Origin of the sequence: Nonomuraea helvata (genome assembly GCF_039535785.1) — a bacterium.
In the GTDB taxonomy this organism is placed as follows: domain Bacteria; phylum Actinomycetota; class Actinomycetes; order Streptosporangiales; family Streptosporangiaceae; genus Nonomuraea; species Nonomuraea helvata.
Genome location: NZ_BAAAXV010000001.1, coordinates 294,778 through 321,314 on the forward strand (window position 1 = coordinate 294,778; position 26,537 = coordinate 321,314).

General features: G+C 70.0%; 25 protein-coding genes. 12 read left to right on the plus strand and 13 right to left on the minus strand.

The window, feature by feature from the left end:
- Positions 1 to 42: 42 nt before the first annotated feature.
- The 5 genes from ABD830_RS01275 to ABD830_RS01295 form a co-directional block, all read right to left on the minus strand.
- Entirely contained in the window at positions 43 to 648 is a 606-nt protein-coding gene (locus ABD830_RS01275) for a response regulator transcription factor (RefSeq protein WP_344984360.1), read from the minus strand.
- Between the two features lie 111 nt (positions 649 to 759).
- Positions 760 to 3,009, minus strand: a complete 2,250-nt coding sequence (locus ABD830_RS01280; protein WP_344984361.1) for a sensor histidine kinase — start codon at positions 3,007 to 3,009, stop codon at positions 760 to 762.
- 308 nt (positions 3,010 to 3,317) lie between these two features.
- Positions 3,318 to 4,787 carry a SagB family peptide dehydrogenase gene (locus ABD830_RS01285; protein WP_344984362.1) on the minus strand — a complete coding sequence of 490 codons (1,470 nt, stop codon included), beginning with the start codon at positions 4,785 to 4,787 and terminating at the stop codon, positions 3,318 to 3,320.
- Positions 4,788 to 4,814: 27 nt separating this feature from the next.
- Entirely contained in the window at positions 4,815 to 7,088 is a 2,274-nt protein-coding gene (locus ABD830_RS01290) for a TOMM precursor leader peptide-binding protein (protein ID WP_344984363.1), read from the minus strand.
- A gap of 13 nt (positions 7,089 to 7,101) precedes the next feature.
- Complete coding sequence (locus ABD830_RS01295; RefSeq protein WP_344984364.1) at positions 7,102 to 7,368, minus strand: hypothetical protein; 267 nt, start codon at positions 7,366 to 7,368, stop codon at positions 7,102 to 7,104.
- Positions 7,369 to 7,571: 203 nt separating this feature from the next.
- Here ABD830_RS01295 and ABD830_RS01300 point away from each other — a divergent pair, with 203 nt between their 5' ends.
- A complete protein-coding gene (locus ABD830_RS01300) occupies positions 7,572 to 8,285 on the plus strand; it encodes a helix-turn-helix domain-containing protein (protein WP_344984365.1) in 714 nt (237 codons plus the stop codon).
- A 115-nt stretch (positions 8,286 to 8,400) separates the two neighbouring features.
- Here ABD830_RS01300 and ABD830_RS01305 read toward each other — a convergent pair whose 3' ends face one another.
- Positions 8,401 to 9,966: a DUF11 domain-containing protein gene (locus ABD830_RS01305; RefSeq protein WP_344984366.1), complete on the minus strand. Its 1,566-nt coding sequence runs from the start codon at positions 9,964 to 9,966 to the stop codon at positions 8,401 to 8,403.
- 305 nt (positions 9,967 to 10,271) lie between these two features.
- Between ABD830_RS01305 and ABD830_RS01310 the strand changes: the two genes are divergently transcribed.
- From ABD830_RS01310 to ABD830_RS01320, 3 genes are all read left to right on the plus strand, one after another.
- Entirely contained in the window at positions 10,272 to 10,595 is a 324-nt protein-coding gene (locus ABD830_RS01310) for a sensor histidine kinase (protein WP_344984367.1), read from the plus strand.
- Entirely contained in the window at positions 10,592 to 11,248 is a 657-nt protein-coding gene (locus ABD830_RS01315; RefSeq protein ID WP_344984368.1) for a response regulator transcription factor, read from the plus strand. The genes ABD830_RS01310 and ABD830_RS01315 overlap by 4 nt, the downstream gene beginning before the upstream one ends.
- Positions 11,249 to 11,326: 78 nt before the next feature.
- Positions 11,327 to 11,710: a hypothetical protein gene (locus ABD830_RS01320; RefSeq protein ID WP_344984369.1), complete on the plus strand. Its 384-nt coding sequence runs from the start codon at positions 11,327 to 11,329 to the stop codon at positions 11,708 to 11,710.
- A gap of 77 nt (positions 11,711 to 11,787) precedes the next feature.
- Here the strand turns inward: ABD830_RS01320 and ABD830_RS01325 are convergent, their stop codons facing one another.
- Together ABD830_RS01325 and ABD830_RS01330 are read right to left on the minus strand one after the other, a co-directional pair.
- Complete coding sequence (locus ABD830_RS01325) at positions 11,788 to 12,417, minus strand: DUF2306 domain-containing protein (protein ID WP_344984370.1); 630 nt, start codon at positions 12,415 to 12,417, stop codon at positions 11,788 to 11,790.
- Positions 12,418 to 12,533: 116 nt separating this feature from the next.
- A complete protein-coding gene (locus ABD830_RS01330; RefSeq protein ID WP_344984371.1) occupies positions 12,534 to 13,193 on the minus strand; it encodes a rhomboid family intramembrane serine protease in 660 nt (219 codons plus the stop codon).
- A gap of 61 nt (positions 13,194 to 13,254) precedes the next feature.
- Between ABD830_RS01330 and ABD830_RS01335 the strand changes: the two genes are divergently transcribed.
- Positions 13,255 to 13,905: a carboxymuconolactone decarboxylase family protein gene (locus ABD830_RS01335; protein WP_344984372.1), complete on the plus strand. Its 651-nt coding sequence runs from the start codon at positions 13,255 to 13,257 to the stop codon at positions 13,903 to 13,905.
- Between the two features lie 55 nt (positions 13,906 to 13,960).
- Here ABD830_RS01335 and ABD830_RS01340 read toward each other — a convergent pair whose 3' ends face one another.
- Positions 13,961 to 15,007: a LacI family DNA-binding transcriptional regulator gene (locus ABD830_RS01340; RefSeq protein WP_344984373.1), complete on the minus strand. Its 1,047-nt coding sequence runs from the start codon at positions 15,005 to 15,007 to the stop codon at positions 13,961 to 13,963.
- A complete protein-coding gene (locus ABD830_RS01345) occupies positions 14,991 to 17,414 on the minus strand; it encodes a beta-xylosidase/alpha-l-arabinosidase (protein WP_344984374.1) in 2,424 nt (807 codons plus the stop codon). Before ABD830_RS01345 ends, ABD830_RS01340 begins: the two co-directional genes overlap by 17 nt.
- Before the next feature lie 355 nt (positions 17,415 to 17,769).
- Between ABD830_RS01345 and ABD830_RS01350 the strand changes: the two genes are divergently transcribed.
- The 3 genes from ABD830_RS01350 to ABD830_RS01360 are packed head-to-tail and all read left to right on the plus strand — an operon-like array spanning position 17,770 to position 20,949.
- Positions 17,770 to 19,134: an extracellular solute-binding protein gene (locus tag ABD830_RS01350; protein ID WP_344984375.1), complete on the plus strand. Its 1,365-nt coding sequence runs from the start codon at positions 17,770 to 17,772 to the stop codon at positions 19,132 to 19,134.
- The gene (locus tag ABD830_RS01355; RefSeq protein WP_344984376.1) at positions 19,131 to 20,057 is read left to right on the plus strand and encodes a carbohydrate ABC transporter permease; all 927 of its coding nucleotides are present in this window, start codon (positions 19,131 to 19,133) and stop codon (positions 20,055 to 20,057) included. Before ABD830_RS01350 ends, ABD830_RS01355 begins: the two co-directional genes overlap by 4 nt.
- A 1-nt stretch (position 20,058) precedes the next feature.
- Positions 20,059 to 20,949 carry a carbohydrate ABC transporter permease gene (locus ABD830_RS01360; protein WP_344984377.1) on the plus strand — a complete coding sequence of 297 codons (891 nt, stop codon included), beginning with the start codon at positions 20,059 to 20,061 and terminating at the stop codon, positions 20,947 to 20,949.
- A gap of 61 nt (positions 20,950 to 21,010) precedes the next feature.
- Here ABD830_RS01360 and ABD830_RS01365 read toward each other — a convergent pair whose 3' ends face one another.
- Positions 21,011 to 21,955: a LysR family transcriptional regulator gene (locus tag ABD830_RS01365; RefSeq protein WP_344984378.1), complete on the minus strand. Its 945-nt coding sequence runs from the start codon at positions 21,953 to 21,955 to the stop codon at positions 21,011 to 21,013.
- A 70-nt stretch (positions 21,956 to 22,025) separates the two neighbouring features.
- On the opposite strand from ABD830_RS01365, the gene ABD830_RS01370 reads away from it, so the two are divergent.
- A complete protein-coding gene (locus tag ABD830_RS01370; protein ID WP_344984379.1) occupies positions 22,026 to 22,910 on the plus strand; it encodes an NmrA family NAD(P)-binding protein in 885 nt (294 codons plus the stop codon).
- 12 nt (positions 22,911 to 22,922) lie between these two features.
- Here ABD830_RS01370 and ABD830_RS01375 read toward each other — a convergent pair whose 3' ends face one another.
- Complete coding sequence (locus tag ABD830_RS01375) at positions 22,923 to 23,282, minus strand: hypothetical protein (protein WP_344984380.1); 360 nt, start codon at positions 23,280 to 23,282, stop codon at positions 22,923 to 22,925.
- A gap of 507 nt (positions 23,283 to 23,789) precedes the next feature.
- Between ABD830_RS01375 and ABD830_RS01380 the strand changes: the two genes are divergently transcribed.
- Positions 23,790 to 23,978, plus strand: a complete 189-nt coding sequence (locus ABD830_RS01380; RefSeq protein ID WP_344984381.1) for a hypothetical protein — start codon at positions 23,790 to 23,792, stop codon at positions 23,976 to 23,978.
- Positions 23,979 to 24,002: 24 nt separating this feature from the next.
- On the opposite strand, the gene ABD830_RS01385 is transcribed toward ABD830_RS01380, so the two are convergent.
- Positions 24,003 to 24,170 carry a hypothetical protein gene (locus ABD830_RS01385; RefSeq protein WP_344984382.1) on the minus strand — a complete coding sequence of 56 codons (168 nt, stop codon included), beginning with the start codon at positions 24,168 to 24,170 and terminating at the stop codon, positions 24,003 to 24,005.
- A gap of 109 nt (positions 24,171 to 24,279) precedes the next feature.
- On the opposite strand from ABD830_RS01385, the gene ABD830_RS01390 reads away from it, so the two are divergent.
- Complete coding sequence (locus ABD830_RS01390) at positions 24,280 to 24,753, plus strand: MarR family winged helix-turn-helix transcriptional regulator (protein ID WP_378520858.1); 474 nt, start codon at positions 24,280 to 24,282, stop codon at positions 24,751 to 24,753.
- A gap of 100 nt (positions 24,754 to 24,853) precedes the next feature.
- Positions 24,854 to 26,476 carry an IS1182 family transposase gene (locus ABD830_RS01395; protein WP_344984384.1) on the plus strand — a complete coding sequence of 541 codons (1,623 nt, stop codon included), beginning with the start codon at positions 24,854 to 24,856 and terminating at the stop codon, positions 26,474 to 26,476.
- The last annotated feature ends 61 nt before the right edge of the window (positions 26,477 to 26,537 follow it).

Below are 26,537 nucleotides of genomic sequence, written 5' to 3' on the forward strand. Positions count from 1 at the left end.
GTCGGAGCGCCGCAAACGGCGCGCATCTCCTTGCGAGCCCGGTCAGCACCAGCCGGCTTCGGTGGCGATGCGGATGGCGTCCACCCGGTTGCGGGCGTTGAGCTTCACCACGATCTTCGACAGGTAGTTGCGTACGGTCCCGGGTGACACGTGGAGGCTGGCCGCTATCTCCGGCGGCTCCGCGCCTTTCGCGGCAAGGCGTAAGACCTGGATCTCGCGCTGGGTCAGCGGGTTCTCGCCCACGTCCCAAGCGGTCAGGGCCAGTTGCGGGTCGATGACGCGGCCGCCGGCGGCGACCTCTCTGACCGCCGTGGCCAGCCGGTCCGCCGGCGTGTCCTTGAGGAGGAACCCGGACACCGACGCGGCCAGCGCCCGCCGCAGCGTGCCCGGCCGGCCGAGCCCGGTCAGGATCAGGCTGCGGCAGGTCGGCACCTTCTGGTGGAGCTCCTGCGCCGCGGTGAGGCCGTCCATCACCGGCAGGTCGATGTCGATGATCGCCACGTCGGGGCGTTTCTCGAGCGCGACGGGAACGATCCGGTCGCCGCTCTCCACCTCGGCCACGACGGTGAGGTCGTGCTCGATCTCCAGGAGCGCCACCAGGGCTCCCCGCACGATCCGCACGTCCTCGGCGAGAAGCAGCTTCAGCATGTGCACCACCTATCCATCCGGCCGTCGATCCGGGGCGGCTCGCTCGCGTGCCTGCTGCCCTCGTCGTGCGCTGTCACGTCTCGCCGCGACGGATGCCGGCTCGCGCGCAGGTCATGCGTGCGCCGGGTCGGGCGTGACATCCGACGGCAGCTCGGCCGTGAGGTGGAACCAGTCCTCCGTCGTCTCCATCCGCAGGCTGCCGTTGACGGCATCCAGGCGCGCCCGGACATGCTCCAGCCTTTCCTCGTCGCTCTCGGACAGCGTAGTGCGATAGCGCGAGATGCGCAGTCTCAGGCGGCCGTCCTCGCGGGCGGTGGCCGTGGCCCGGTCGTGCGAGACGCGCAGCCGTACGTAACCGTTCTCGGGGCCGTACTCCCGGGTGAGCGTGACGACGCAGCGGCGCACGCCGCTCCGCCGCACCGTGTCGGTGATCGCGTCGCGCAGCACCATGGCCAGCACCACGTCGGACTCCTCCGCGAGCCGGCCGGAGGCGATGTCCAGCTGGGCCTCGATCCCCGCCGCCGACAGCGCCGCACGGGTCGACTCGACCTCGGCCGCCAGCGACACGTGGCGGTAGCCGCTCGCCGTGGAGCGGACCTCGGCCACCAGGCGGCGCGCCGCTACCAGGACCTCCATGATGTGCTCCTGGGCGCGTTCCGGCTCGGTCAGCGTGAGACCGCGGGCCACGCCGCAGTTCCACATGATCGTGGACAGGTCGCGGTCCAGCAGCTCGTTCACCTTGCGGGCCACGCCCAGCCGTTCCTGCTCCACGGCGAGGCGCACGATCTCCTTCCTGGTCGCGTGGAGCTCGGCGACCAGCGCCGACAGCGACGTCAGCCCGTAGATCACCAGCCCGGTCTGCAGGGTCGAGATCACCAGGTAACCCAGCAGCGCCGTCTCGTCCCCGCTGGCCACCGCGAGGACCAGGACGACTCCCCCCACGGCCAGGTACAGCAGCCAGCGCCAGCGGGTCCGCAGCACCAGCGGGATCGACCCGGCGAGGAAGCCGCCCATCGAGCCCCACAGCGCGTGCACCCACAGCACAGGGAGGAACGACGCCGCCGCCTGGACCGTCAGCGTGGCCACGCGGACCGGCGTCGGCCATACGCGGGGGCCGAAGAAGGAGTGCGCGAACTGGGTGAGCAGGAGAACGGTGAGGCAGATCCCGACGTCCACCGTGAAGCCCGCGGGGTTCCGCCAGAGAATGTTCGTGATCAGGATAGGGATATAGCCCAGTAAAACCGCCAATGTCAGGAGATTGACGGTTCCGGGGGCCCAGCGGACGGCGGTCTGCCGGAGGAGATCCGCGGGTTTCCCGGCGTCGGCGGGTGGAGCCGACGTCTCGGCCGGCACGTCGGACAGCCGGATCTCGGCGAGGAGACGGAACCAGCCGTCCTCCCGGGTCACGGTGAGCCGTCCGCCGACCGCGGCCAGCCGCGACGACAGGTTCTCCAGCCCGCTGCCGTCAGATGAGACCGCCTCGGAGGCGACCCGGTCGCCATCATCACTGTCGTCGTCGGCCCCGTCGTTCGCCACGCTCAGCCACGCCAGCCCGTCGCGCACGCCGCCTTCGACCTCGCACTGCCGCGCCTTGCTGTGGCGTAACACGTTGGTGATCGCCTCGCGCAGCACGATGGCCAGCACCGAATCGACCGCCCCGGAAAGGCCGTGGCTCGAGACGTTCGTGCGGACCTCGATCTGCGCCACCGACAGCGTGGACTCGATCGACCTGACCTCTCCGGCCAGCGACAGCTTCTGGCAGCCCATCGGGATCATCCGCAGCGCCGCGGTCGCCCGGCGGGCGATCCACAGGGCCTCCGACATCACCTCTTCGGCCCGCTCCGGCGCGCGCGGCAGCAGGCGGTGGGCCAGCTCGTTCTTCAGCGTGAACGCCAGCAGATCGTGTCCGACCACGTCGTGGAGGTCCCTGGCGATGCGCACCCGCTCGCCGGCCGCCGCGATCCGGCCCAGTGAGCTGCGACCGCCCTCCAGCTCCTGCGCGAGCTCGGCCAGGAAACTGAGGCCGTAGAAGACCAGCCCCTGCACCAGGGTGAACACGAAAACGAAGACGATGTTGACGGCGCCCAGTCCCTGCACGAAGTAGAGCACGGGGTTGAGGACGCAGGTCAGTCCGTACAGCACCCATCTGTAAGGGACGGGGACGACAAGGAGGATGGACGCCGCAAGGAGCGGGACCACGGCGGCGGCCTGCGGGCCGATCCACAGGGCCGGGGCGAGCACGACGACCGCCAGCGCCGTCACCGAGGTGATCCGGGCGCTCAGGGACCAGCACCATGGCCGTCCGAAAGAATGGGCGATCTGCAGCCCGATGGCCACCGCCATGCAGGCGCCGAAAGCCACAACGCCCGAAATGTCAGCTGATTCCCGGCCAATGCCATTGAGCGTATTCAAGATCGCATTCAGCGCGAATCCAAGGAGCACTCCAGCGGTGACCATCAGCGCAAGGCGCGGCGCCGGCAGTGCGGCGCCGCCGTTCCGCCGCGCCGAGGAGACCAGAGAGAAGATCCGCAACAATCGGACATCCCGCGCTCGCGCCACGAGATTCTTCGCCATTCCCTCTCCGCCCCCCGGCGAACTGTCCACCCCCAGTCGTCAGACAGGCTATATCAGGCCAATCAGCTCGAGTAGCCGGATTTCGGGCCGAGAGCTCAGCAAATCAGATCAATGGCGTCCGCCGGCCACGCCGCGTCATTGATCGGATGCCTCGTTTCATCGCACTCCGGACGGGCGCCACCGGACCTGCCCACCACCAGCCCGGCCACGCCTGACTCGATCTTCCAGTCCAGGCCCAGCACGCGTGCCGACACGTCCACATCGTCACAGTCGAGCGCGCACGCGGGCAGCCCCATCGCCGTGCTCACCAGCGACAAAGCCTGGGTGAAGGCTCCGACGTCCTTGAGGACAAGAGCGTAGCTCAGGCCGTTGTATTTCCACGACAAGCGGCGGAATCGCGCGGTCAGCGTGATGAGAACCGGGGGAACCGCGGCCAGATTGGCCTCCAGACGGGCGTTCTCGAGGAGCTCGTCCCCCCTGTCCGCGATCCGGTACAACCGATGGGCCAACGGGTCATAGTGGTATACCCCGCTGGGAAGCCCCGTGCAGTCGTCCACCGTGACGTAGACCTCGATGCCGTAACAGTCGCCGGCGCTCCGATAGGGCCGGTCGCTGGTGGCGACGGCGGACGTCCCGTCCGCCGCACCGGTCACAGACCGCACCCGGGCCGTCCGGTAGAGCAGCTCGCCGAGATCGTCGATGGACGGTACGCGCTCGACGTCGGGCGCCCCGCCGTTGGCCGCCTCCAGGACGGCGCTGAGCGGCGGATCGTTCGCGATCAGCTCCCGCCACCGCGGTCTCGGCAGATCGATGTGCTTGTCGCCTGCCGGCGGCTTGACGACCGGCTCCACCGCCCGGTTGCCGAGCCGATAGGTCGCGCCGAAGTCGTGGTCGTGCCGCCCCAGCGTGGTCCTGCTGTGGAACATGAGATCGAGCGGGTTCCAGCCGACCAGGACGGAATCGTCGTCCTCGTCGAACTCCGCCTGCGCCGACACGCGCGACGCCTGGACGGCCATCCCCGTGGCGACCAGGCACGCGGCGACGTGGCGCTCTCCCGGGCTCAACGCGGACGGCAGAACGGGCCGGCCCAGCGCACCGACCAGCGCCACGGCCCCGGCCTGGTGCAGCAGCACCCGGTGCAGGGAGAGCGGCGACTCCATCCGCCAGTCACGCTTGCCCGGCAGGATCGCGGCGAACCTGGACATCCGCAACGGCATGTCCTCCGCCAGCGGTGCCCGGCGGAAGACGGCCCGGGGCGAGATCGGCGCCACGGAGATCAGCGCCTGTTCCGGGTCCGGGCCGAAGGAGCGGACCACCAGGTGGTGGACCACCTCCAGGATCCGGCTCAGCTCCTCCGAGTCCGCGTCCCGCGTGATCACGTTCTCCAGGGAGATCGGCCCCAGGCACATGCGCCGCAGCGCCTCGGCCACCTGCCGCCCCGGCATGGGCGCGGAGACGTCCTCCCACCGGCTGCGCAGAATCAGCCCGTCATCCTGAAACTCCAGGTAGACGTCCTCTCTGAAGGACCACAGCGCGAACCACGGCGCCTCCGCGGACCCGGACATGTATATCTTCTCCTCGCGACAGAGCCGTCACAGGAACAACGGGATCGGATTGAGCTCGTCGTACGAAGTCGCTGTTTCGAGCCGGCCCAGCCGGACCGGCACGTCATACAGCCTGCCTTCGGCGAATCTGGCCCAGAAATGCCGGAGGCCCGGGACAATGATCTTAACGACGGGCATGCCGATGTCGGGCCGCGTCTGGTCGAGCACGAGAAGCTCCGAACCCATCCGGCTGACCAGGCCGCGAACATGGTCGATGTCGTCGCGCAGATCGGTGCGCGGCACGTACGCGTAGTCGGACCGGTGGCGGGGCGGCCGCAGGGAGTCGGGCAGCAGGTAGGGGTGCGCCGCCGTCGTCGCCGTCCGCCACCAGCCGAGGAGATGCGGGTCGGCCAGGCCGTAGCCGGTGCCGTCGGCCCTGGCCCCGGCCACGGCGGGCAGCAGCTGGCCGAGCTCGGTGAGTGCCCGCCGGAGCGCCACCTGCGGATCGAAGTGCGCTCCGAACCCGAGCATGATGTCCTCGGCCGGCTTGTCCACCCGCTTGGAGATCGCCGCCATCGCCGGGATCCCCAGGTCGGTGGTGAGATCGAGCACCCAGAGACGCCGCCCGGTCCGGGCGTACCGCTCGCGGAGATCCATGATCCACGCGTCGTCGAACGAGGCCAGGTCGACCCCCGGTTGGCGCGTGCGGTTGTACCACCACAGGGCCACCGCGTCCCGCTCCACCAGCTCCAGGAAGCCCTGGACGATCGCGTCCTCCAGGCTCGAGCCCGCGGCGTTGCCGTTGGAGTCGGCCCGCACCGGCGCGTCCGCCGCGTCGGCGCGGTAGTAGAGAAGGTCGGTGGGCAGGTAGCGGTGCCGTCCTGTCGTGAGGGACCACACCGGCGTCCACTCCACCGCCGCCGTCTCGTCGAACGGCGCCGGGACATGGTGGAACGCCATGTGCGCGGCGTTCCAGCGCTCACGCCCGCCGAACTGGCGAGGGTGGAAGAGCTGGCAGTCCTGGGGATGCACAGCCTGCGGGCCGAGACCGCGGAAGGTGTCGAGCACCGTCTCCTCGTCCCCGAAGCGGGAGGCGCTGTACCGTTCCACCGCCTCGCACAGGGCGCCCACCTTGGCCTCGATGTCGCTGGCCCCTTTGCCGCCGCTCCGCGACCGCAGCCCCGCCCTCGCCACGTCGAGGCGGTCCGAGCGCAGCGCGCGGTTGTGCCCCGCCAGGTAGCAGTGCAGGAACGAAGGCGCGCGCGGGTCGCGCCGGATCTCCCCTGTGACGCCGGTGACGGGATCCGCCAGGTGGCCGTAGCGCTGCCACACCTGCTCGGCGGAGAGCGACCTGTGGCCGTTGCCCGACGTGGTGGCCTTGGGCCGGGACCGTACGACGATCGGCGCCCTGGCCTGAGCGGCCACCGTCTCCGGGTCCCCGCACGAAGGACACTGCGGCCGGCGCTCCACGACATGCCGCCGGAGCTCCAGCGTGGTGGTGTCCATCGTCCACAGGTGACCGGACAGGTCGCCGCGCGTCCCCGCCAGCCACTTGGCCGCCTGCAGGATCGCCAGCTGGACCCCGATGGCGCGTGTCGCGGGGAGCGACGCCCGCGGAGGGCGGGTGGACCCGCTCCCGCCCAGCTCGCGGCGCATGCAGCTCTCGCCCTGCCGGTGCTCGCTCAGGCGGGCGGCCAGGCAGGACCAGCACGGTCCCGCCTCCGGGTCGAAGACCGGGCCGATCCAGTGGACGGCACCGGAGGTGACGGCGGGCAACCAGGCTCGTCCCAGAGCGCGGTGCCGCCGGTCGATCGCGTCCAGTTCCCGGTCAAGGTAGTCGTCGCAGAAGACCAGCGAAAGATCCACCGCTCCCGTGCCGTCTGCCCTGTTCAGTCCCATGGCCCGGCACGCTTCCCCGACCTGCTCCGCGTCGATCTTCCCGACCGGCACGATGTCCACGGAGGCCCGGCCGAGATCGACGCGGTCTCCGTCGTACCCGGCCAGGTCCCAGTAGGTGTCGGCCTCCGTGTCCCGCGGCTGCCACGCCTTGGAGGAGCCGCGGAACCCGACGAGGTTCGCCTTCGAAAGCCGGCCGAGCATCTGGCCGAGCTCTTCCGACGAGCAGGTGGAGGCGAGCGCCTCCCGCACCTCGGCCAACGTCCTGGTGCCGTCGAGCAGCGTGGCGACCGCGCGCGCATGCGTGCCCGACAGGGCGAACGTCCCGTTGTGCGAGACAAGATAGACGGATCCCCCGGGGATCAGCTCAACGCGTACGTGCCGTTTGAAGCTGATGCGCGGGGCTCCGAGGGAGGTGGATTCCATCGCCCGGCCGCGTTCACCCGAACGACGGCATGGCGGCGACCTGCTCACTCGGGTGGTCGAGGTCCTCGATCTCGATACAGACCTCCTTCGGTAACCCCATCCGGAGCTCCGGCGCCTCTTCCTCGCTGCGGATGACGATGCCGAAGCCGGCCAGTGTGCCCACCGGGTCCTGGAGGTAGCGGTCGGCGAGCTGCGGCTCGACCCATGTACGCATGACCAGCTCGGCGAACCGCCAGTCCTGTTCCTTGATCTTCTCTGCCTGCGTGCTGAGCGCGGCCATGTCCGCCTCCTCCGGTTTCGATCGACCATGCCATCCAGGATTGTGAGGTAGCCGGCTCGGGTGGGAAAGTTACCGATTCACCAATGCGTATATGAATATTTCACACCAGGGTCGTGCTCGGTTCTATATATCAGGACAAAAGGAGTTACTACACTCCATTTCCACGATCATCCACCCGTGGACACAGCAGGACGGGGGCTGAGATGGACAAGGCGATCGAGGAATCCATTAAAGCCGTCATCGCAATGCTCCATGAAAATCTGAGCGAAGAGGTGACCATCGACGACATGGCGCGCGTCGCCATGTTCAGCAAGTTCCACTTCTCTCGTATCTTTCAGCGGGTCACCGGGGTTTCACCAGGGCGCTTCCTTTCCGCACTGCGGCTGCACGAGGCGAAGCGGCTCCTCCTGGAAACGTCGTACAGCGTGACGGAGATCTGCCACATCGTGGGTTATTCCGCGGTGGGGACGTTCAGTTCGAGATTCAAGACCATGGTGGGCATGGCGCCTGTCGAGTATCGGCAGAACGGGGGCTTCCGGCCGGCGCCGCCGGCGCGCACCGGACCGGCGGTCATCCGGGGCGTCATCACGGTGCCGCCAGGGGCGGGGAGCGATCCGACCTTCGTCGGGGTCTTCCCGCACCAGGTTCCCAGGGGGCTGCCCGCGCTGACCACGATGGTCCCGTACGCCGGGCCGTTCGAGCTCAGCGGTGTCGCGCCCAAGGTCTGCTATGTGCTGGCCCGCTCTTTCTCGCGGGACGGCGCCGAGTCGATCGCGGTGCACGGCCCGGTCACCACGCGCGCCGAAGCGCCGGCGGACGTCGTCCTCCGGCTCAGGCCGGTGCGCGTGGTGGACCCGCCGATCCTCCCGGCCCTCCTGGACCGGGAGACGTCGGCGGCGATCGGCCTCTCCCTCTAGCCGTACTGCTTTCGGCGCGGGGCTGAGGACGACCGGCGGCCTCCTTGCGTACTCGCGGGCGGCCGCCGGTCGTCGCGGACGGGCTCCGCCGCGAAGGGGTTGCGGCGGAGCGGAATCAGGCCGGCGAGCCGACCGCTATCAGCAGACCAGCTCTGCTCCTCGGCTCCTTTCGCGGTGTGCAGTACGGGCAGTCGGGCGCGGGATCGACGCAGACCTTGACGCTGTCGCTGTCGTTGGACGGGTCGAGATCCAGTTCCTTGCCGCCGACCGTGGCCGTGTTGATGGTTTCGGCGACCGCGGTGGCCTTGGCCCGGACGGTCAACGTGGCGGTGTCGCCGGCGGCGAGCGTGCCCACCGTCCACTTGTCGCCGGAGTACGTGCCCGTGGAGGGCGTGGCCGACAGGAGGGCGAGCCCGGCGGGCAGCGCGTCCTTGACCACGACACCAGTGGCGTCGTTCGGCCCGGCGTTGCGGACGGCCAGCTGGTAGGTGACCGTGCCGCCGACGGTGACCCGTGTCTGCTCGGCGGCCTTGACCACGCTCAGGTCGACCGCGGGATTGACCTCGGTCACGGCGTCGCCGCTGGTGGAGGTCAACGGCACGGGCTCCGGCCCCAGTCGGTTCTCGTAGTCGACCGCGGCCCGGTTGGTGACCTTGCCGCCCGCGGCGGCCCGGCCGACCTTGACCTGGAACTCCACGGTGGTGCCGTCGGGCAGGACGCCGCTGTCGGGCAGCCGGCCGCCGGCCGTGGCGGTCGCGCCGTCGCCCAGAGTGAAGGCGACCTTCCCGGTGGCGGGGTCGAACTCGGCCTGGTCGTCGCCGGCCTGGTCGGTCTTGGCTCCGCCATTGGGGCCGTCGGCGACCCGGAGCGAGCCGGGCACGAAGGTGGTGCCCGCGGGGATCGTGTCGGTCAGCCGGGTGCCGTCCGCCGCGCCACCGCCCTTGTTGACGGCGGTCAACCGGTAGGTGATCACGTCCCCGACGTTCACGGGCCCCTCAGGACGTGCGGACTTGGTCACGATGACGCAGGGCGGGGTGCCGAAGAAGATGTCGTCGAGCAGGTTGCCGAAGGTGGGGTTTCCCCCGGCGGCGGAAATGGAGCGGAAGGCGAACCTGGTGGTCGTCTGCCCGGCGGGCACGGTGTAGGTGCCGGAGTAGGTGCCCCACCGCCCGTTGCCGTCGGACATGGTCGCCTGCTCCGCCGGACGCGCGGGATCGCCGATGTCCAGGGCCATCGTGTCGGTGCCGAGGCGGCCCCGGTGAGAGAGCCGCCAGTACAGCTTCTGGCCCGGGGTGGTCGGGCGGTCCTGGTAGAGGGTCGAGACCTGGTTCGCGTTCAGCTCGGCGAACTGCCCGCCCTCGACGGGTGGGACGCCCATCCGCGTGGTCCAGAGTTCGATCCTGTGGTCGGTGGCGGTCGTCCGCCACCCCGGGACCGAGTTCGCGCCGCCCTGCGAGGCGTCGGGGAGCGGGGCCCACGGCCCGCCGGTGACGACGGGCGCCTCGAAGCCGCCGTTGACCAGCGACACCTGCTCGGGGCAGGACGTCGGGTCCTGCACGGCGCGCTGACCGGCCGGGGTCCGGACGGAAGACCCGGCGTTCGCGTGGGCCGGGGTGAACAGTGTCAGGGGCAGGGCCGCCGCCAGGGCGAACGGGTAACACATCCGTGGGATGTGCCTCATATTGTTGTTCCTCTCGTCGAGCGGAAACCACCTTCGACCGCCAGGGCCGGATGACCGGCACTGGCGCCGAAGGGCAGATTCGCCCCACGGAGTCATCACAGGGGACGTGACACGTGCCTTCTGTCAACACTTGGCACGATCTTGCTCTGTGCGGACACTCCGGCCCCGCCTGCACGTGGGCGCGATGCGCCGGCCGGCGGACGCGTCCCAGGTGCGGCCGTACTGCTTTCGGTGTAGGGCGTAGCACGCCAGGTGCAGGTGCGAGTGACGAGTCACGGACGACGCGGACGCGGCGCGGCCTGCGGGTGACCCTCGACGAGCGCGGCGACCCCTCGGCCGTCCCCGCCGCGCCGGCCGTGGCCGTCTACCGCATCGTCCAGGAGGCCCTCACCAACGCGCTCAAGCATTCGGGGGCGGCCAAGGCCCAGGTCACGATCGCCTGCGGGCCGCGCTCGGTCGTCGTGGAGGTCACGGACGACGGCCGGGGGTGTGACGAGATCGTCGAGAGGCACGGCCTGGCCGGCATGCGGGAACGGGTGAGCGCGCTCGGGGGCACGCTCACCGTGGAGCCAGTGCCGGGCGCCTTCTCGATCCGGGCCGAGATCCCTGTGGCAGGCTCCCCCGTATGACGATCAAAGTGCTCCTCGCCGACGACCAGGCACTGGTACGGGCCGGCTTCCGCAGCCTGCTGGCCCGCTCCCGGGACGTCGCCGTCGTCGGCGAGGCGGCCACGGGCGACGAGGCCGTGCGGCTGGCCGCCGGCACGCGTCCCGACGTCGTCCTCATGGACATCCGGATGCCCGGGATGGACGGCATCACCGCCACCCGCCACATCGTGTCCGGCACCGGCTGCCGGGTGATCATCCTGACCACGTTCGACACCGACGAGCACGTCTTCGACGCGCTGTGCGCCGGAGCCAGCGGCTTCCTCACCAAAGAGGTCGAGCCGAGCGAACTGCGCCGCGCGGTCACCGCCGTCGCGGCCGGGGACGCGCTGCTGTCGCCCGGCGTCACCCGCCGGGTGGTGGAGCAGTTCGCCCACCGGCAGGGGCCGGCCCCCGTCGCCCGGCAGCGGCTGACCGCCCTCACCGCCAGGGAGCTGGAGGTGGTGCGGCTGGTCGCGCTCGGCCTGTCCAACGACGAGATCGCCGAACGCCTCACGATCAGCCCGTTCACCGCCAAGACCCACATCACCAGGGCCATCGCCAAGGTGGAGGTACGCGACCGCGTCCAGCTGGTCATCCTGGCCTACGAGAGCGGCCTGGTCCGGCCCGGCGGCTGAAGTCCCCCAGATTTCTCTGAACTTTGCTGGTGAAATCATCGTCATTTCCTACGGAAAACATCACCGACAGGGGGCAAAGTGAGAAAACTGCTGCTCATCACCGCCATTGCCGGACTAGGTGTCACCGTCATGGGATCGACCGCCGCGTCGGCCACCGCGCAGGCGCATCCGGGGGCTTATCTCACCAACCGTCACGGGGACGTGCTGGCCGAGGCCCAATTGTCCGGCCACAACAGAATCCTGGTCTGCGACCGCAGCACCGACCACCGGTACGCGATGGCCAAGGTGCGGTACCAGGGCCACACCTACCAGTACGTCAACTACTACAAGGACCAGGACTGCATCGAGCAGAAGACCGTCAGCATGCCGCACGGCACGATCGAGCTGTGGGCCTGCGTGAGCAAGCCGTACAAGGTGAAATTCGCCTACTGCGGGCCCAAGAAGACAATAGTCAGGCGGTAACGCCGATGGGCCGCCGGTTCATTCCGGCGGCCCGTTCTCTGCTTTTCCGATGAGCGGAGCCGTAATACTCGCTGCTTTTATCGCGGGAAGCGCCGGCGAATGACCCATTCGGCCACGGCGAGGTTGATGATCCAGGCCGCACCGAGCAACAGCGCCCGCGTCACCCCTTCGGGCGCGACGCCCGCGACCAGGATCCAGGGGAGCTGGGTCGCCGCCTGGGTGCCCGCCCCCATGCCGATCGCGTACCCGCGGATCATCCAGGCGCGGTGCCGGACGACGTCGCGCCGCAGGATCGCGGCGAAGCCGAGCACGATGCAGCCGGCCATGGCCGAGCCGAACACGAGCCGGAACCCGGTCAGGAGCCCCGCGTCGCCGGCAGGAAGATCGGCGAACACCGTCATCCACAGGCCGGAGAGCGCCGCGACCAGACCGGACGGCACCAGCACCCGCCCGGCCACCCGGTGCCACGCGGGCCTGCGGCGGCGGAACCCGGGCGCGAACTGGAAGGCCCCCAGGACGCCGTAGACGGTGACGCCGACGATGTGCAGTATCACGGGAACAGGTGCGGCGAAGAAGCGCGCGTTGTCCGGCGTGATGTCGGCGCCGATGGTCAGCTCGGTCATGCGGACGGCGCCCGCCGCTACCGGGACGAAGCTGAGGGCGAGGAGCCCGGCGGGAATGAGCCGGGCCGCCTTGGTGTCGGTCATGTCTCGATGGTGACGACGGCGGCGGCCCGGGACATCGGCGGAACGGCTCGCGCCGGTTCGGCCTTTCAGCCACCGGCGAGGTCGTACTTTCGGCCATGCCCCGCCGGACGCGCAGGTCAGAGCCCGAGATCGTCCAGTTCCTTCAGCAGCGCGGCCCTGGTGTCCTGCTGCGGGGCGGCCGGCGCCGGCCGGGGGCGCTTGCGGTCGCGGAACAGCCAGCCGCCCGCCACGCCGCCGACGAAGCCGAACACGTGAGCCTGCCAGCCGATGCCCTCCTGGGGCAGCAGCCCGGCGAACGTGTAGGCGAAGCACAGGGCCATGACCACGCCCACCACGATGTCGATCAGATGCCGGTCGAAGGCGCCGCGCACCAGGATGTAGCCGAAGTAGCCGAAGACCACGCCGCTCGCGCCCGCGCCGACGCTCTGCGGGCTGGCGGTGAACCATTCGCCGAGGCCGCTGACCACGATGATGAGCCCCGTGACGCTGAAGAACTTGGCGACGCCCCGATAGGCGGACAGGAAGCCGAAGATGAACAGCGGCCCCGAGTTGGCCTCGATGTGCTCCCAGCTCCAGTGCAGGAACGCCGACGGGACGATGTCGGGCAGCCGTGCCAGGTTCCATGGCTGGACGCCGTACTGGTAGCTGAGCGCGTAGCCCGACAGCCAGTTGGGGATCTGTACGATCCAGATGACGGCCAGGAACCCGACCATCACCCAGAACGCCTTGCGCGCCTCCGCGACCATGATCTCGGCGGTACGACCCTTGGCCTCCACCCGGTCCCTCCTCGGTCCCACGTACTGCACCGGGAACCAGTATCAGGACGGAAGGTCACGAATGCAGCAGCCTGACGATCAGGATGAGCGTGGGGGCGCCGGGCACGGACGGATCCCCTGGCACGACCCGCGCGCCCTGACCGCCGAACAGCGCGCGGTGTACGACGAGATAGCGTCAGGACCGCGTGCCGCGGGCCCGTTCCGGTTGACGGACCCGGAGGGCCGCTTGGAGGGCCCGTTCAACGCGATGCTCATCGCCCCGGGCGTCGGCGGGCCCCTGCAGCGGCTGGGCGCGGCGATCCGATACGCGACGGACCTGCCGGCCCGATGGCGCGAGATCGCGATCCTGGAGGTGGCCGTCGCGCGCCGCAGCGACTTCGAGTGGTACGCGCACGAGCGCGTGGGCCGCGACGCGGGCCTGACCGGCAAGGAGCTGGCCGCGCTGCGCTCGGGGGCGGACGCCGGGACGTTCGGCGAGGCCGAGCGCACCGTGCGCGCCGCCTGCCGGGCCCTCGTCCTGCACCGCGGCCTCGACGACGACCTCTACGCCCGTGCCGAGGCCGCCCTCGGCACGGCACGCCTGTACGAGCTGGTCGTCCTGGTCGGCTACTACGACACGCTGGCGCTGTCGCTGGCCGCGTTCCGCACGCCGCTGCCCCCGGGCGAGCCGCCGGTCTTCGACGAGGACGCCGGGCGGCACCCCCGCCCGTGACACGCTCGCCGGCACCGAGGCCCTCACGGCACGTGCGTGTACGACAAGCGGGTCGTCAGGCATGCTCCGCGCAGGCCACGTCCGCCGTGGAGGCGCGGACGATCAGCTCGGTGGCCAGCTCGACGTGGTGGGAGTCGATCTTCTCGCCGTCCGCCAGGCGCAGCGCCGTACGCAGCGCCACGCCGCCCATCTCGCGCAGCGGCTGGCGGACGGTGGTCAGCGGCGGCGAGGTCATCCGGGCGATCTGGGTGTCGTCGAAGCCCACGATGCTCAGGTCCTCGGGAACGCGCAGGCCCCGCGCCCTGGCGGCCTCCATGACGCCGAGCGCCACCTCGTCGCAGCCGGCGAAGATCGCGGTCGGCGGCTCCGGCAGGTCTAGCACGGCCGCGCCGTGGTCCATGCCGTCCTGGTAGCGGAAGCGGCCGAAGCGGGTGTAGCCGGGCGGCACCGGCACGCCCTCGGCCTCCATGGCGGCGCGGTAGCCGTGCAGCCGGGCCTGGTTGCAGGTCGCGGTGGCCGGGCCTCCGATGTAGGCGATGCGGCGGTGCCCGAGGGACAGCAGGTGCTGGGTGGCGGCCAGCCCGCCGGCGAAGTTGGTCGAGCCGATGCTGGTCACCTGGTCGTGCTGCAGGTTGAGCGGGTCGATCACGACCAGGGGCAGCTGGACGCGGGACAGGGCCCGCAGCTGCCTGTCGTTCAGCTGCTCGCACGTGACGGCGACCAGCGCCCGGCGCCCGGCGGCGACCAGGTCGCGGGCCCACGAGGCCGGGTGGTCGACCGTCTTCCTGACGCTGACGACGACCCCGACGCCCAGCTCGGCACCGGCCGAGACCACCCCCTGGACGATCTCCGTGGAGTAGGCGCTCAGGTCGCTGTCGAACTGCACCTCGACCGTGCACATCGCGACGGCCCCGTTGGCGCCCGGGCCCCGGCGCGGCGACGGCGCCATGTAGTCGTGCTCCCGCAGCAGCGACTCCACCAGGGAACGCGTGGCCGGCGCCACGTCGCTGCGGCCGTTGAGCACCTTGGACACGGTCGCCACCGACACGCCGGCCGAAGCCGCGACCGTGGCCAGCGTGGCACGTCTAGGACTGGCCGGCATCGCTTCCCTCCTGCTCTGAGGCCTCCGGGACCTCCGAGACCGTTACGGGGGTGACAAGGCGCCGGTCGTGGCCGACGACCCGGACCGGGCCGGTCAGCCGGACCGTGCCCCAGCATGGCAGGTCGGCCGCCGACGTGCCCACGAACACCTCGATCTCCCCCGGCTCCACGATGCGCCTCAGATCGCGTCCGGTGAAGGCCGTCCGGTCGGCGTGTACCAGGAAGGTCACGCGGGCGCTCGCCCCGGGCTCCAGCCGGACCCTGGCGAACCCGGCCAGCTGCCGGACCGGCCGGGTGACCTGGGCGAGGACGTCGTGCAGGTAGAGCTGGACGACCTCCTCGCCGGCCCGCCCGCCGGTGTTGCGCACGCGGACCGACACGGCGAACTCGCCGTCCGTGGGCACCTCTGCGGCGTCGACGCGCAGGTCGCCGACCTCGAAGGTGGTGTAGGAGGCGCCGTACCCGAACGGGAACAGCGGGGTCGGGTCGAGGTTGCTGATGCCCTGGCTGTTGGTGCCCAGCGGCGGCTGCAGGTAGGTGCCCGGCTGCCCGCCGTGCCCGCGCGGGATCTGCACCGGCAGCCTGCCCGAGGGCTGGACCCGCCCGGACAGCACGCCGGCGATGGCCGCGCCGCCCTCCTCTCCCGGCATGAACGCCTGGACGAGCGCGGCGGCGCCGGCGTGGGCCGCGCCCAGCGCGTACGGGCGGCCGGAGACCACGACCACGACGACCGGCGTGCCCGTGGCGGCGAGCTCGGCCAGCAGGTCCTCCTGGACGCCGGGCAGCCGCAGGTCGTCGGCGTCGCAGCCCTCCCCCGACGTCCCGTGGCCGAACAGCCCGGCGAGGTCGCCCACGGCCACCACGCACAGGTCCGCCTCGCGTGCTGCGGCGGCCGCGGCCGCGAAGCCGGAGCGGTCCTCGCCCTGCACGTCACAGCCCCGCTCGTGGACGAGCTCGGTGTCCGGCAGCTCGGCCCGCAGCGCGTCGAGCAGGCTGGGCGCCTCGACGCCGAGCCCGAGCCCGGGGTGTCGGGGCAGCACGTGGTTGGGGAAGGCGTAGCAGCCCATGAAGGTACGCGGGTCGTCGGCGCACGGCCCGACGACCGCCACCCGCCGCAGCCCCGGCCGCAGCGGCAGCGCGGTCCCGGCGTCCAGCAGCACGATCGACCGCTCGGCCAGCTCGCGCGCCAGCGCCCGGTTGCCCGGCGAGTCGAGGTCCACGGCGGCGGCCGCCGACACGGACTTCTCGGGCGTCCAGTCCGGGTCGAGCAGCCCCAGCTGGACCTTCTGGGTGAGCAGGCGGCGCACCGCCCGGTCGATCAGCGACTCGGGGAGCTCGCCGCCGCGCACCCGCTCGACCAGGTGCTGCCCGAAGCCGAGGGTGTCCGGCAGCTCGACGTCGATCCCGGCGGCCAGCGCCTGCGCGCCCGCCTCGAGGGTGTCGGCGGCGACGTGGTGCATGGTCGCGAGGAACGGGACGGCCCAGTAGTCCGACACGACCGTCCCGGTGAAGCCCCACTCCTCGCGCAGCACCTCGGTCAGCAGCCAGGGGTCCGCCCCGGCGGGCACGCCGTCCACGTCGGAGTAGGAGTTCATCACCGAGCGCGCCCCGCCGAGCGCGATCGCCGTCTCGAACGTCGGCAGGATCATGTCCATCAGCTCGCGCCGCCCCATGGGGACCGGCCCGTGGTTGCGCGCGGCCCGCGAGGCCGAGTATCCGGCGAAGTGCTTGAGCGTGGCGATGATGCCGGCGCTCTCCAGTCCGCGCACGTAGGCGGCGCCGAGCATCGAGACGAGGTACGGGTCCTCACCCATCGTCTCCTCGACCCGGCCCCACCGGTAGTCGCGTACCACGTCCAGGACCGGTGACAGGCCCTGGTGGACGCCCACGGCGGCCATGTCGCGCCCGATCGCGGCCGACATCCGTTCCACCAGCTCAGGATCGAACGTCGCGCCCCACGCGATGGCCGCGGGATAGACGGTCGCCCCGTACGTGGTGAACCCGGTCAGGCACTCCTCGTGGACGATGGCCGGGATCCCGAACCTGGACCGCCCGACCACCTCCCGCTGCAGCCTGACCACCTCGGCGGCGCCCTCCTGCGGAGTCACGGGAGCGCTGCCGTGCACCCGGGTCAGATGCCCGAGCCCGTGCCTGATCGCCTCGTCGAAGGGGACCGTGCCCGAGGCCGCGAACACGTCCTGCATCGGCGCCACGTTCACCGTCTCGGCGTCCTCGATCGGCTCGTGCTGCATGTCGTTGCCGATCCACCGGCTGCCGAGCTGGCCGACCTTCTCCTCCAGGGTCATCTCCGCGAGGAGCGCGTCGACCCTGTCGGACACGGGGAGTGCCGGGTCCTGCCACGGATGAAGCACACCGTCCACCGCGGGCGTCCGATCCAGAGCCGTCATCTGCTGCTCTCCTTCAAGGCGATGTCCACCGTGAGTTTTCGAAATGTTTCGAGGTCGTGAACGTTCCGCGACCGACCTGTGAGCAGGACCTCCTCGGCGCCAGACCACCAGTTGAACGCCGCGCCTGAGTACTTTACACACGCCCTGGCCGGATGGGCAGGTTCGCAGGCACGACGGTCTTGACAGGCACATAGCCGAAACCTAGATTGACGGACCACGCGGTATGTCGCAAATGTTTCGACAGGCTAACTCAACAGAAGCGAAATAGGGGCCGGCTCCACGGCCCCCGCCACCACACCTCACGATCAACGAGCCGCGCGGCCCATCCCCCCGGCGTTCAGTTACGGAGATCAGCGTGGAGACCAGGACATCCTCTCGCCGTACCTTCCTCACCCTCTCCATGGGCGTTCCCCTGGGAGCCGCCCTGGCCGCCTGCGGCAGCTCCGGGCCCACCCAAGCGGGCGCGGGTGGCGGCGGCGGCAGCACCAGCGGCGGTGGCGGCGGTGGGGGCAAGGCCACCTACTGGTACCTCACCGGCCAGCCGAACGAGGGCGTGCGCACCCGTGCGGTGGAGCGCTTCAACAAGGCCAACCCGAGCAGCCAGCTGGCGACGACGACCTTCCAGAACGACGCGTTCAAGACGAAGATCAAGACCGCGATCGGCGCGGGCGAGGCCCCCACCATCATCTGGGGCTGGGGCGGCGGCGGCCTGCGCAGCTACGTGCAGGCGGGCCAGGTCGACGACCTCACCTCCTGGTTCGACCAGAACGCGGCCTACAAGGACCGGCTCTTCCCGTCCTCCCTCGGCGCGGCCACGGTCGACGACAAGATCTACGCGGTGCCGGTCGAGTGCGTGACGCCGATCGTCCTCTACTACAACAAGAAGGTCTTCGAGAAGGTCGGCGCGCAGCCCCCGCAGGAGTGGGGCGACATCATGGACCTGGTCAAGAAGTTCAACGCCGCGGGCGTCGCGCCGTTCTCCCTCGGCGGGCAGTCGCGCTGGACGAACATGATGTGGCTGGAGTTCCTCTTCGACCGCATCGGCGGCCCCGAGGTGTTCAAGGCCATCTACGACGGCGAGAAGAACGCCTGGAACAACCCGGCCGCCATCGAGGGCCTGACCAAGATGCAGGAGCTCATCAAGGCCAACGGCTTCGTCAAGGGCTTCTCGTCCATCACCGCCGACTCCAACGCCGACCAGGCGCTGCTCTACACCGGCAAGGCCGCGATGATGCTGCACGGCGGCTGGACGTACGGGTCGATGAAGACCGACGGCGGCGACTTCGTCACCGGCGGCAGCCTCGGCTACATGAACTTCCCGGCCGTCCAGGGCGGCAAGGGCGACCCCAGCGACACCGTGGGCAACCCGGCCCAGTACATGTCGATCTCCTCCAAGGCGACGCCGGAGGCGAAGGAGATCGCCAAGAAGTTCTTCCTCACCGAGATGAACTCCGACGCCCAGTCCAAGGACTGGGTCGGCACCACCCAGGTGCCGATCGTCAAGGGCGTGGACGCGCAGTTCGGCTCCGGCGCGGACGCGCCGTGGCAGAAGTTCGTCTACGACACCGCCGCCAACGCCAAGTCCTTCCAGCAGTCCTGGGACCAGGCGCTCAGCCCGACCGCGTCCGAGGTCCTGCTGGACAACATCGCCAAGCTGTTCCAGCTGTCGATCTCGCCGCAGCAGTTCGCCACGAACCTCAACGAGGTCATCGGCAAGTGACCGTCCCCCCTGTCCCCGCCAGGGGGAATGCGTCCCTGACCGCCGCGCCGGGCGGCCAGGGACGCGGCCTGGCCTGGCTGGCCGTGCCGGCCCTGCTGTTGTTCGTCGCGTTCGCCGTGATCCCGCTCATCGGGGTCTTCGTGCTCAGCTTCACCTCCTGGGACGGGCTCGGCGAGATCCGCCCGGCCGGCTTCGACAGCTGGCGGGCCGTTCTCAGCGATCCCGGCCTCCCGCACGCGCTGTGGGTGACGTTCCTGGTCATCGCCCTGTCGTGGGCGGTGCAGACGCCGGCGAGCATCCTGCTCGGCACGTTCCTGGCCGGCTTCCAGCGCTACCGCGCGGTGCTCTCGGTGGTGTACTTCATCCCGCTGCTGCTCAGCTCGGCCGCCATCGCGATCACGTACAAGGCGCTGCTCGACCCGAACTTCGGGCTCGGCGCCGGGCTGGGGATCCCGATCCTCGTGCAGGACTGGCTCGGCGAACCGGTCCTCGCCTTCAGCGTCGTGATCTTCGTGGTGTCGTGGCAGTTCATCCCGTTCCACTCGCTGATCTACCAGGGCGGCGTACGCCAGATCCCGCGCTCGATGTACGAGGCCGCCGAGATCGACGGCGCCGGCCGGGTGCGCATGTTCTTCAGCATCACCCTGCCCCAGCTCAAGTACACGATCATCACGTCCTCGACCCTGATGGTCGTGGGCTCGCTGGTCTTCTTCGACCTGATCTTCGTACTCACCGCGGGCGGCCCCGGCGACGCCACGCGGGTGCTCGCGCTGGAGATGTACAAGAGGGGCTTCCAGGCCAACCTGATGGGCCCGGCGAGCGCGATCGCCGTCATCCTCGTCCTGGTGGGCCTGGTGCTGGCACTGCTGCTGCGCCGGCTCGGCGGCCGGAACTCGAGCCACAGCCAGCTGGAAGGGGCCTGACATGGCGACGACCCTCGCGAAGGACTCCTCGCAGGCCGCGGCGAAGCACGACACCGCCCACCCCAAAGGGGTGACGCGCCGCCCCAACTGGCTGGGCGGCGCGATCGCCTGGCTCTGGCTGGCGGTCGTGGTCGTGCCGATCTACTGGATCGTCATCACCAGCTTCAAGTCGCAGAGCAACTACTACGCCGAGAACCCTCTCGTGCCGCCGTCCGAGCCCACGCTGGCCAACTACCAGATGGTCATCGAGTCGGACTTCATCCGGTACTTCATCAACAGCGTCGTCGTCACGGTCGGCGCGGTCGTGCCCGCCGTGGCGGTGTCGTTCATGGCGGCGTACGCGATCGTCCGCAGCGGCAGGGGGCGGTTCCTGCGCTGGACGAACTCGACGTTCCTCATGGGCCTGGCCATCCCGCACCAGGCCACGGTCATCCCGATCTATCTGATCATCATCAAGCTCCACCTCTACGACACGCTGCTGGCGCTGATCCTGCCGTCGATCGCGTTCGCGATCCCGCTGTCGGTGCTGATCCTGGCGAACTTCATCAGGGACGTGCCGAAGGAGCTGTTCGAGTCGATGCGGCTGGACGGCGCGACCGAGATGGGCACGCTCTGGAACCTGGCGCTGCCGCTGACCAGACCGGCCGTGGTGACGGTGACCATCTACAACGCGCTGACGATCTGGAACGGCTTCCTGCTGCCGCTGATCCTCACGCAGAGCCCCGAGCAGCGCACGCTGCCGCTGGCCCTCTGGACGTTCCAGGGCCAGTACAGCATCAACGTGCCCGCGGTGCTCGCCTCCGTCGTCCTCACCTCGCTGCCCATCCTGATCCTGTACGTGGTGGGCCGCCGCCAGCTGCTGGCCGGCCTGACCGCCGGGTTCGGCAAGTGACGGCCGCCTGAGACGCCGGGCCGCCCGGGGGAATCCCCCTCGGGCAGCCTTTCGCGGCGTTTCAGATGGCCGCCTTCTGGGGTGTCTCCGTTCCCGCCTGAGCGGTTGCCGCGACCGAAACGGCTGCGCGTACGAAAGCGGCGACCGCGGCCGAGCGCATGTCCTGTGGCCAGGCGACGGCCAGGGTGGCCGGCTCGAGGTCGCCGACCGGCCGATAGGCGATCTCGGGCCACGCGTAGCGGCGCGTCACCCAGGCGGGGAGAAGGCAGACGATCTCGCCCAGCTCGATCAGCCTGAAGACCTGCGTCAGGTCCGCGGCCACCTGCCCGCTGCCGGCGACGAGCCCGCGGTGCGCCGTCCGCGGCGGCTCCCCCGTGCTGTCGAACGCGGCGGCGGACAGGCCCTGGTCGGCGGGCATTCCGTCGGGAAGTCTCCGGCCGGCCAGGTCGGCCAGCCGCAGGCATGACCGGGCGGCCAGCGGATCGGTCGCCGCCAGGGCGGCCAGGCGGGGCTCGGTGAGCAGCGGCTCGACGTCCAGGCCGCGCTCGTCGAAGGGGCTGACCAGCAGCCCGACGTCGGCTCGCCCGTCACGCAGCGCCTGCGCCTGCTCGCCCCGTCCGCCCAGCACCAGCTCCACCGCGATCGCCGCTTCCTCGTGCTGGTAGGCGGGGAGGATCTGCGGCAGCAGCCCGCCGTCGTTGTCCGCTTTGAGGGCGAGCCGCAGCCGCGGCGTGCCCTGGCCGGCGTGCCGGGCCCGCCGGCCGGCCGCGGAGACCGCGTCGAGCGCGGTCCGTGCATCCCGCAGGAAGCTTTCCCCCGCCGCCGTGAGCGTGACGTGACGCGTGGTGCGCTCGAACAACCGCACGCCCAGGTGGCGTTCCAGCTCGCGGATGGCGCGGGAGAGCGGGGGCTGCGCCATGCCCAGGCGCTCGGCGGCGCCGCCGAAGTGGAGCTCCTCCGCGACCGCGACGAAGTACCGGAGCTGTCGAACCTCCAGGTCATTCATACTTGCAGGGTATCAATGGCGATCGGATCGGTCCTTCAGGTGCGCCGCCGGAGCCGCTTGACTGAGCCACATGATCGTCATCACCACTCCCACCGGCCAGATCGGCCGGCAGGTCATCGACAACCTCCTGGACAGCGCCGCGGCGATCCGCGTGATCGCGCGCGATCCCGCCCGCCTGGCCCCGCGCGTACGCGAACGGGTCGAGGTCGTACCGGGATCGCACAACGACCCCGGCGTCCTCACCGAGGCATTCGCCGGCGCCGACTCCGTCTTCTGGGTCCTGCCCCCCGATCCCAGAGCCGCGAGCGTCGAGGGCCACTGCCTGAGCTTCACCCAGCCGCTGTGCGAGGCCCTTGTGAGTCAGGGCGTCCGGCGCGTCGTCGGCGTCTCGACCCTGGGCCGCGGGGTGGCCGAGAACGCCGGGCAGATCTCCGCGGCGCTGGCCATGGACGAGCTGATCGAGAAGACCGGCGTGAGCTACCGGGCCTTGGAGATGCCGGGCTTCATGGAGAACATGCTCCGGCAGATCGAGCCGATCAGGAGCCAGGGCACGTTCTTCCTGCCGATGTCCGGGGATCGCAAGCTCCCGTCCTGCGCCACCCGCGACATCGCGGCCGTCGCGGCCGAGCTGCTGCTCGACGACTCCTGGAGCGGGCAGGAAGGCGTCCCGGTCCTCGGACCCGCGGACCTGTCCGCCCACGACATGGCGCAGATCATGTCGGAGGTGCTGGAGAGACCGGTCCGTTTCCAGCAGGCCCCCGGCGACGCCTACAAGGCCACCCTCATGCGGCACGGGATGAGCGAGGCCTGGGCCCAGGGCATGATCGACATGACCGCCGCGATCGATCGGGGCATCTACAACGCGCAGCCACGCACCCCGCGCTCCACCACGCCCACCAGCTTCCGCCAATGGTGTGAGGACGTACTCAAGCCGGCGTTCTCACAGTCACCGTGACGGTCCCGCCCTTCACAGGGAGGCCAGCCACCGCCAGCGCGGCAGCTCCAGGACCAGGGTGAGCAGCGCCAGTACGGACACCAGCGCGGCGGCGAACACGTGCCACGCGGCCCACGCCGCCGCCACCGCGGCCACGAGCTGCACGAGAACCAGCAGGATCGTCACCGGGCCCGGCACCGCGACGATCACGTTCCGCTTGTCGCCCGGAGTGGACAGCAGCGTCGGCAGCCCGATCAGCACCACGACCGACAGCACGGCCAGCAGCACGGAGTGCGGGGCGAGCGCCCAGGGGGTCGCGATCCAGGCGATCAGTTCGGTGGCGAACCGGAACGCGGACGCGACACGGTCGTCCGGGCGTGGGGCGGAGGACATGCGCGTAATGTACCGCTCCCGCCCAACGCGTCCCTCCGCGGAACATAACTTGCGCGGATTCTGGCTAGGCATCCTGCCAGCGCCCCCAGGAATCGGATCGACGGCACCATAGTCCTCCATCGAGCAGAGGGTTCGCAGCTGCTGGTGTTTGAGTGTGTATGAAGCTGCGTGATGTGGCCCTGGTGACGTCATCGCCAGAGCGCAGATTCGACGGCGTGTGTGCGCAGGGGTAGTCCTTGTCCCGCATACCGCTGTCGTGCCCGGGGCGCTCTGCTTGGATGCCGGCCCAACCTGTGGGGCTACATTGCGCAATGCATATTCGCCGACACTTATCTCGCACACGTTCAACCCAACACAGTTAACTCTTGGTATCGTTACGATCACACAAGGCAAAGGCCGGGAGGGGGCAAGCGTACTCTTGTGCCCCCTTCACGCCCCGCTCGACATCACCGGCAAGGACCCGAGCTTCGCCCACCGCTACCGCGGCGGCTGTCGGCGTGGATGCCGGTGGGCATCCTGGCGATCCTCGCCGTGACTGCCCTGCACGGCACCTTCGCCGCCGACCCGCAGGCGACGCTGTACGCGCTCCTCGCCGGCTCCGTCACCGCGGGCGTCCACCTCGCCTTCGGCCGCCGCACAATTCTGAGTGTCGGGATCGGCACCGCCGTCTACGTCGTCCTCGTCAACGCCTTCTGACGTCCATACGCGCCCGCGGGGTCATCAGGAGTAGAAGTGCATGGCGATGGCCAGCCCGACCACGTGGGTGAGCACCACCACAACGAGCAGAGAGACGAACACGAACTTGGCCGGGCCGTGCTCGAAGTGCTTGCCCTCCTTCAAGGGACGCAGCTCGGCCTGGCGCTCCTCCAGCGGCTTGCGGTGAAACACGAAGACATCCTTCCGACGCCGGCTCCCAGGTGATTTGCCTGGCAACTATTTGTAGGCTATTAGTTTGTACACAAAGTAAGTTACCAGGCGCAGCGGGAGGTGCCTGCACATGGAGCCTGTGAGAGAGGCAACAGATCTTCTGGCGCTGGACCGGCAGGTCTGCTTCGCCTTGAGCATCGCCTCGCGCAGCGTGATCGGCCTGTACCGGCCGCTGCTCCAGCCCATGGGGCTGACCCACCCGCAATACCTGGCCATGCTCGCGCTCTGGCAGTACGAGCCCCTGTCGGTCAAGGAGCTGGGCGAGCTGCTGCGGCTCGACCCGGGCACCCTGTCCCCCCTGCTCAAGCGGCTGCAGGCCCTCGGCTACATCCATCGCGAACGCAACAGCAAGGACGAGCGCGCCCTGGCCGTGACTCTCACTCCCGCCGGCAGGGAGCTGAGAGCGCAGGCGGAGAAGATCCCGCCCGCCATCGTGGCCCGTCTCGGCATGGACATCGACGAGCTACAGGGCCTGCACCAGGTGCTGATGCGGGTGATCGCGGCGACACGTGACGCCGACGACCCGCAGCCGCAGGACGACTGAGGCCCTAGGTGACTGGTGTTTTTGATCTATCTCGCGTCGGTCTCGCCTGTTGTGCCATGGTGATCGGTGTTGGTCACCGGGAGCGGGGAGAGACCGAGCGATGGCAGTGGGCCAGACTCCGATGCAGCCGGGGTTGCTGTCCTCCACGGTGAGTTTTGTCGAGGGTCGGCTGGCGCCGAACTCGATCTACACGGTGCTGCACCGTGAGTGCCGGAATCTGTTTCCGGACGAGATGTTCGCCGACCTGTTCGCTGAGGATGGGCGCCGGTCGGTGCCGCCGATGATCGTGGCGGTGGTGATGGTGCTGCAGCGGCTGGAGGGGCTGTCGGATCGCGAGGCGGTGGATCGGTTCGCCTTCGATGTGCGGTGGAAGTACGCCGCCGGCGGGCTGGACTTCGACCATCCAGGGTTCGTGCACACCGTGCTGGTGGACATGCGGGCCCGGCTGGCCGCCTCCGACCGGCCAGACCGGATCTTCGAGCGGACCGTGGAGGTGGCCGCCCGGGCCGGGCTGATCGGCCGCAAGCGGGTGCTGGACTCGGCACCGATCTATGATGCGGTGGCCACCCAGGACACCATCACGCTGATCCGCTCGGCGATCCGGGGCGTGCTGCGCGCCTCCGACCGGGAGTTGCGGGTCGCGCTGCGGGCGGTGATCTCCAGCGGGGACGCCTACACCGATCTCGGTAAGCCGGTCATCGACTGGACCGAACAAGCGGAGCGGGAGGCGCTGATCGACTCGCGGGCCCGCGATGGGTTCGCGCTGCTAGCCGTGCTGGACGGACGGAAGGTGGCTGAGGAGGTCGATCAGGCGGCACGATTGCTGGCCACCGTGCTCGGCCAGGACCTGCAGCACGGCGAGGACGGGGTGTTTCGGATCGCCCGCAAGGTGGCCAAGGACCGTGTCATCTCCACCGTCGATGCCGAGGCGCGACACGGCCGCAAGACGGTGGAGCGCTCGTTCGACGGATACAAAGGCCACATCGCCGAAGACCCCGACAGCGAGATCATCACTGCCACCCGGGTGACGGCAGGCAACGTGGGCGATGCCGAACCGGCCGCCGAACTCCTGGCTGACCTCCTGTCCGAGCAGGCCGAGCACGCCGAGCAGGCCGAGCAGGCCGAGCAGGCCGAGCACGCCGAGCAGGCCGAGCAGGCCGAGGTTTATGGTGATGCCGCCTACGGCACCGGGCCGATGCTTGCCAAGCTCGACCGGGCTCAAATCGAGGCGATGGTCAAGACGCAGCCCTCCAGCGCGCCCGGAGGTCGCTTCACCAAGGATGCCTTCACCGTCGATCTGGAGGCCGGGCGGGTGATCTGCCCGAACCAGATCGTCAAGGAGATCCGCTGGCATCGCAATGGCAGTGGCGTGGCGGCCTTCGGCTCCGCATGCGCGGGATGCCCGCTCCGGGAGCGGTGCACCACCGCCAAGGACGGCCGCGACATCAACCTCAGCCCGCACGAGGCACACTTGGCCCGGGGCCGGGCCAACAGTGCCGATCCCGGCTGGCTGGCCCGATACCGCGCCACCCGGCCCAAGGTCGAACGCAAGATCGCGCATCTGATGCGGCGACGGCATGGCGGACGCCGCGCCCGCATGCGCGGCACCGCCAAAGTCGACGCGGACTTTTCTTTGCTGGCCGCCGCTGTCAACCTGGCACGCCTGGCGGTGCTCGGCGTTACTTCCACCTCAACCGGGCGATGGGCAGCGACAATGGCCTGACCAGGGAGAACAACCGCACGCCACGGTTACGGAAGGCCAGCGGACACCCTTCGGAACCCCT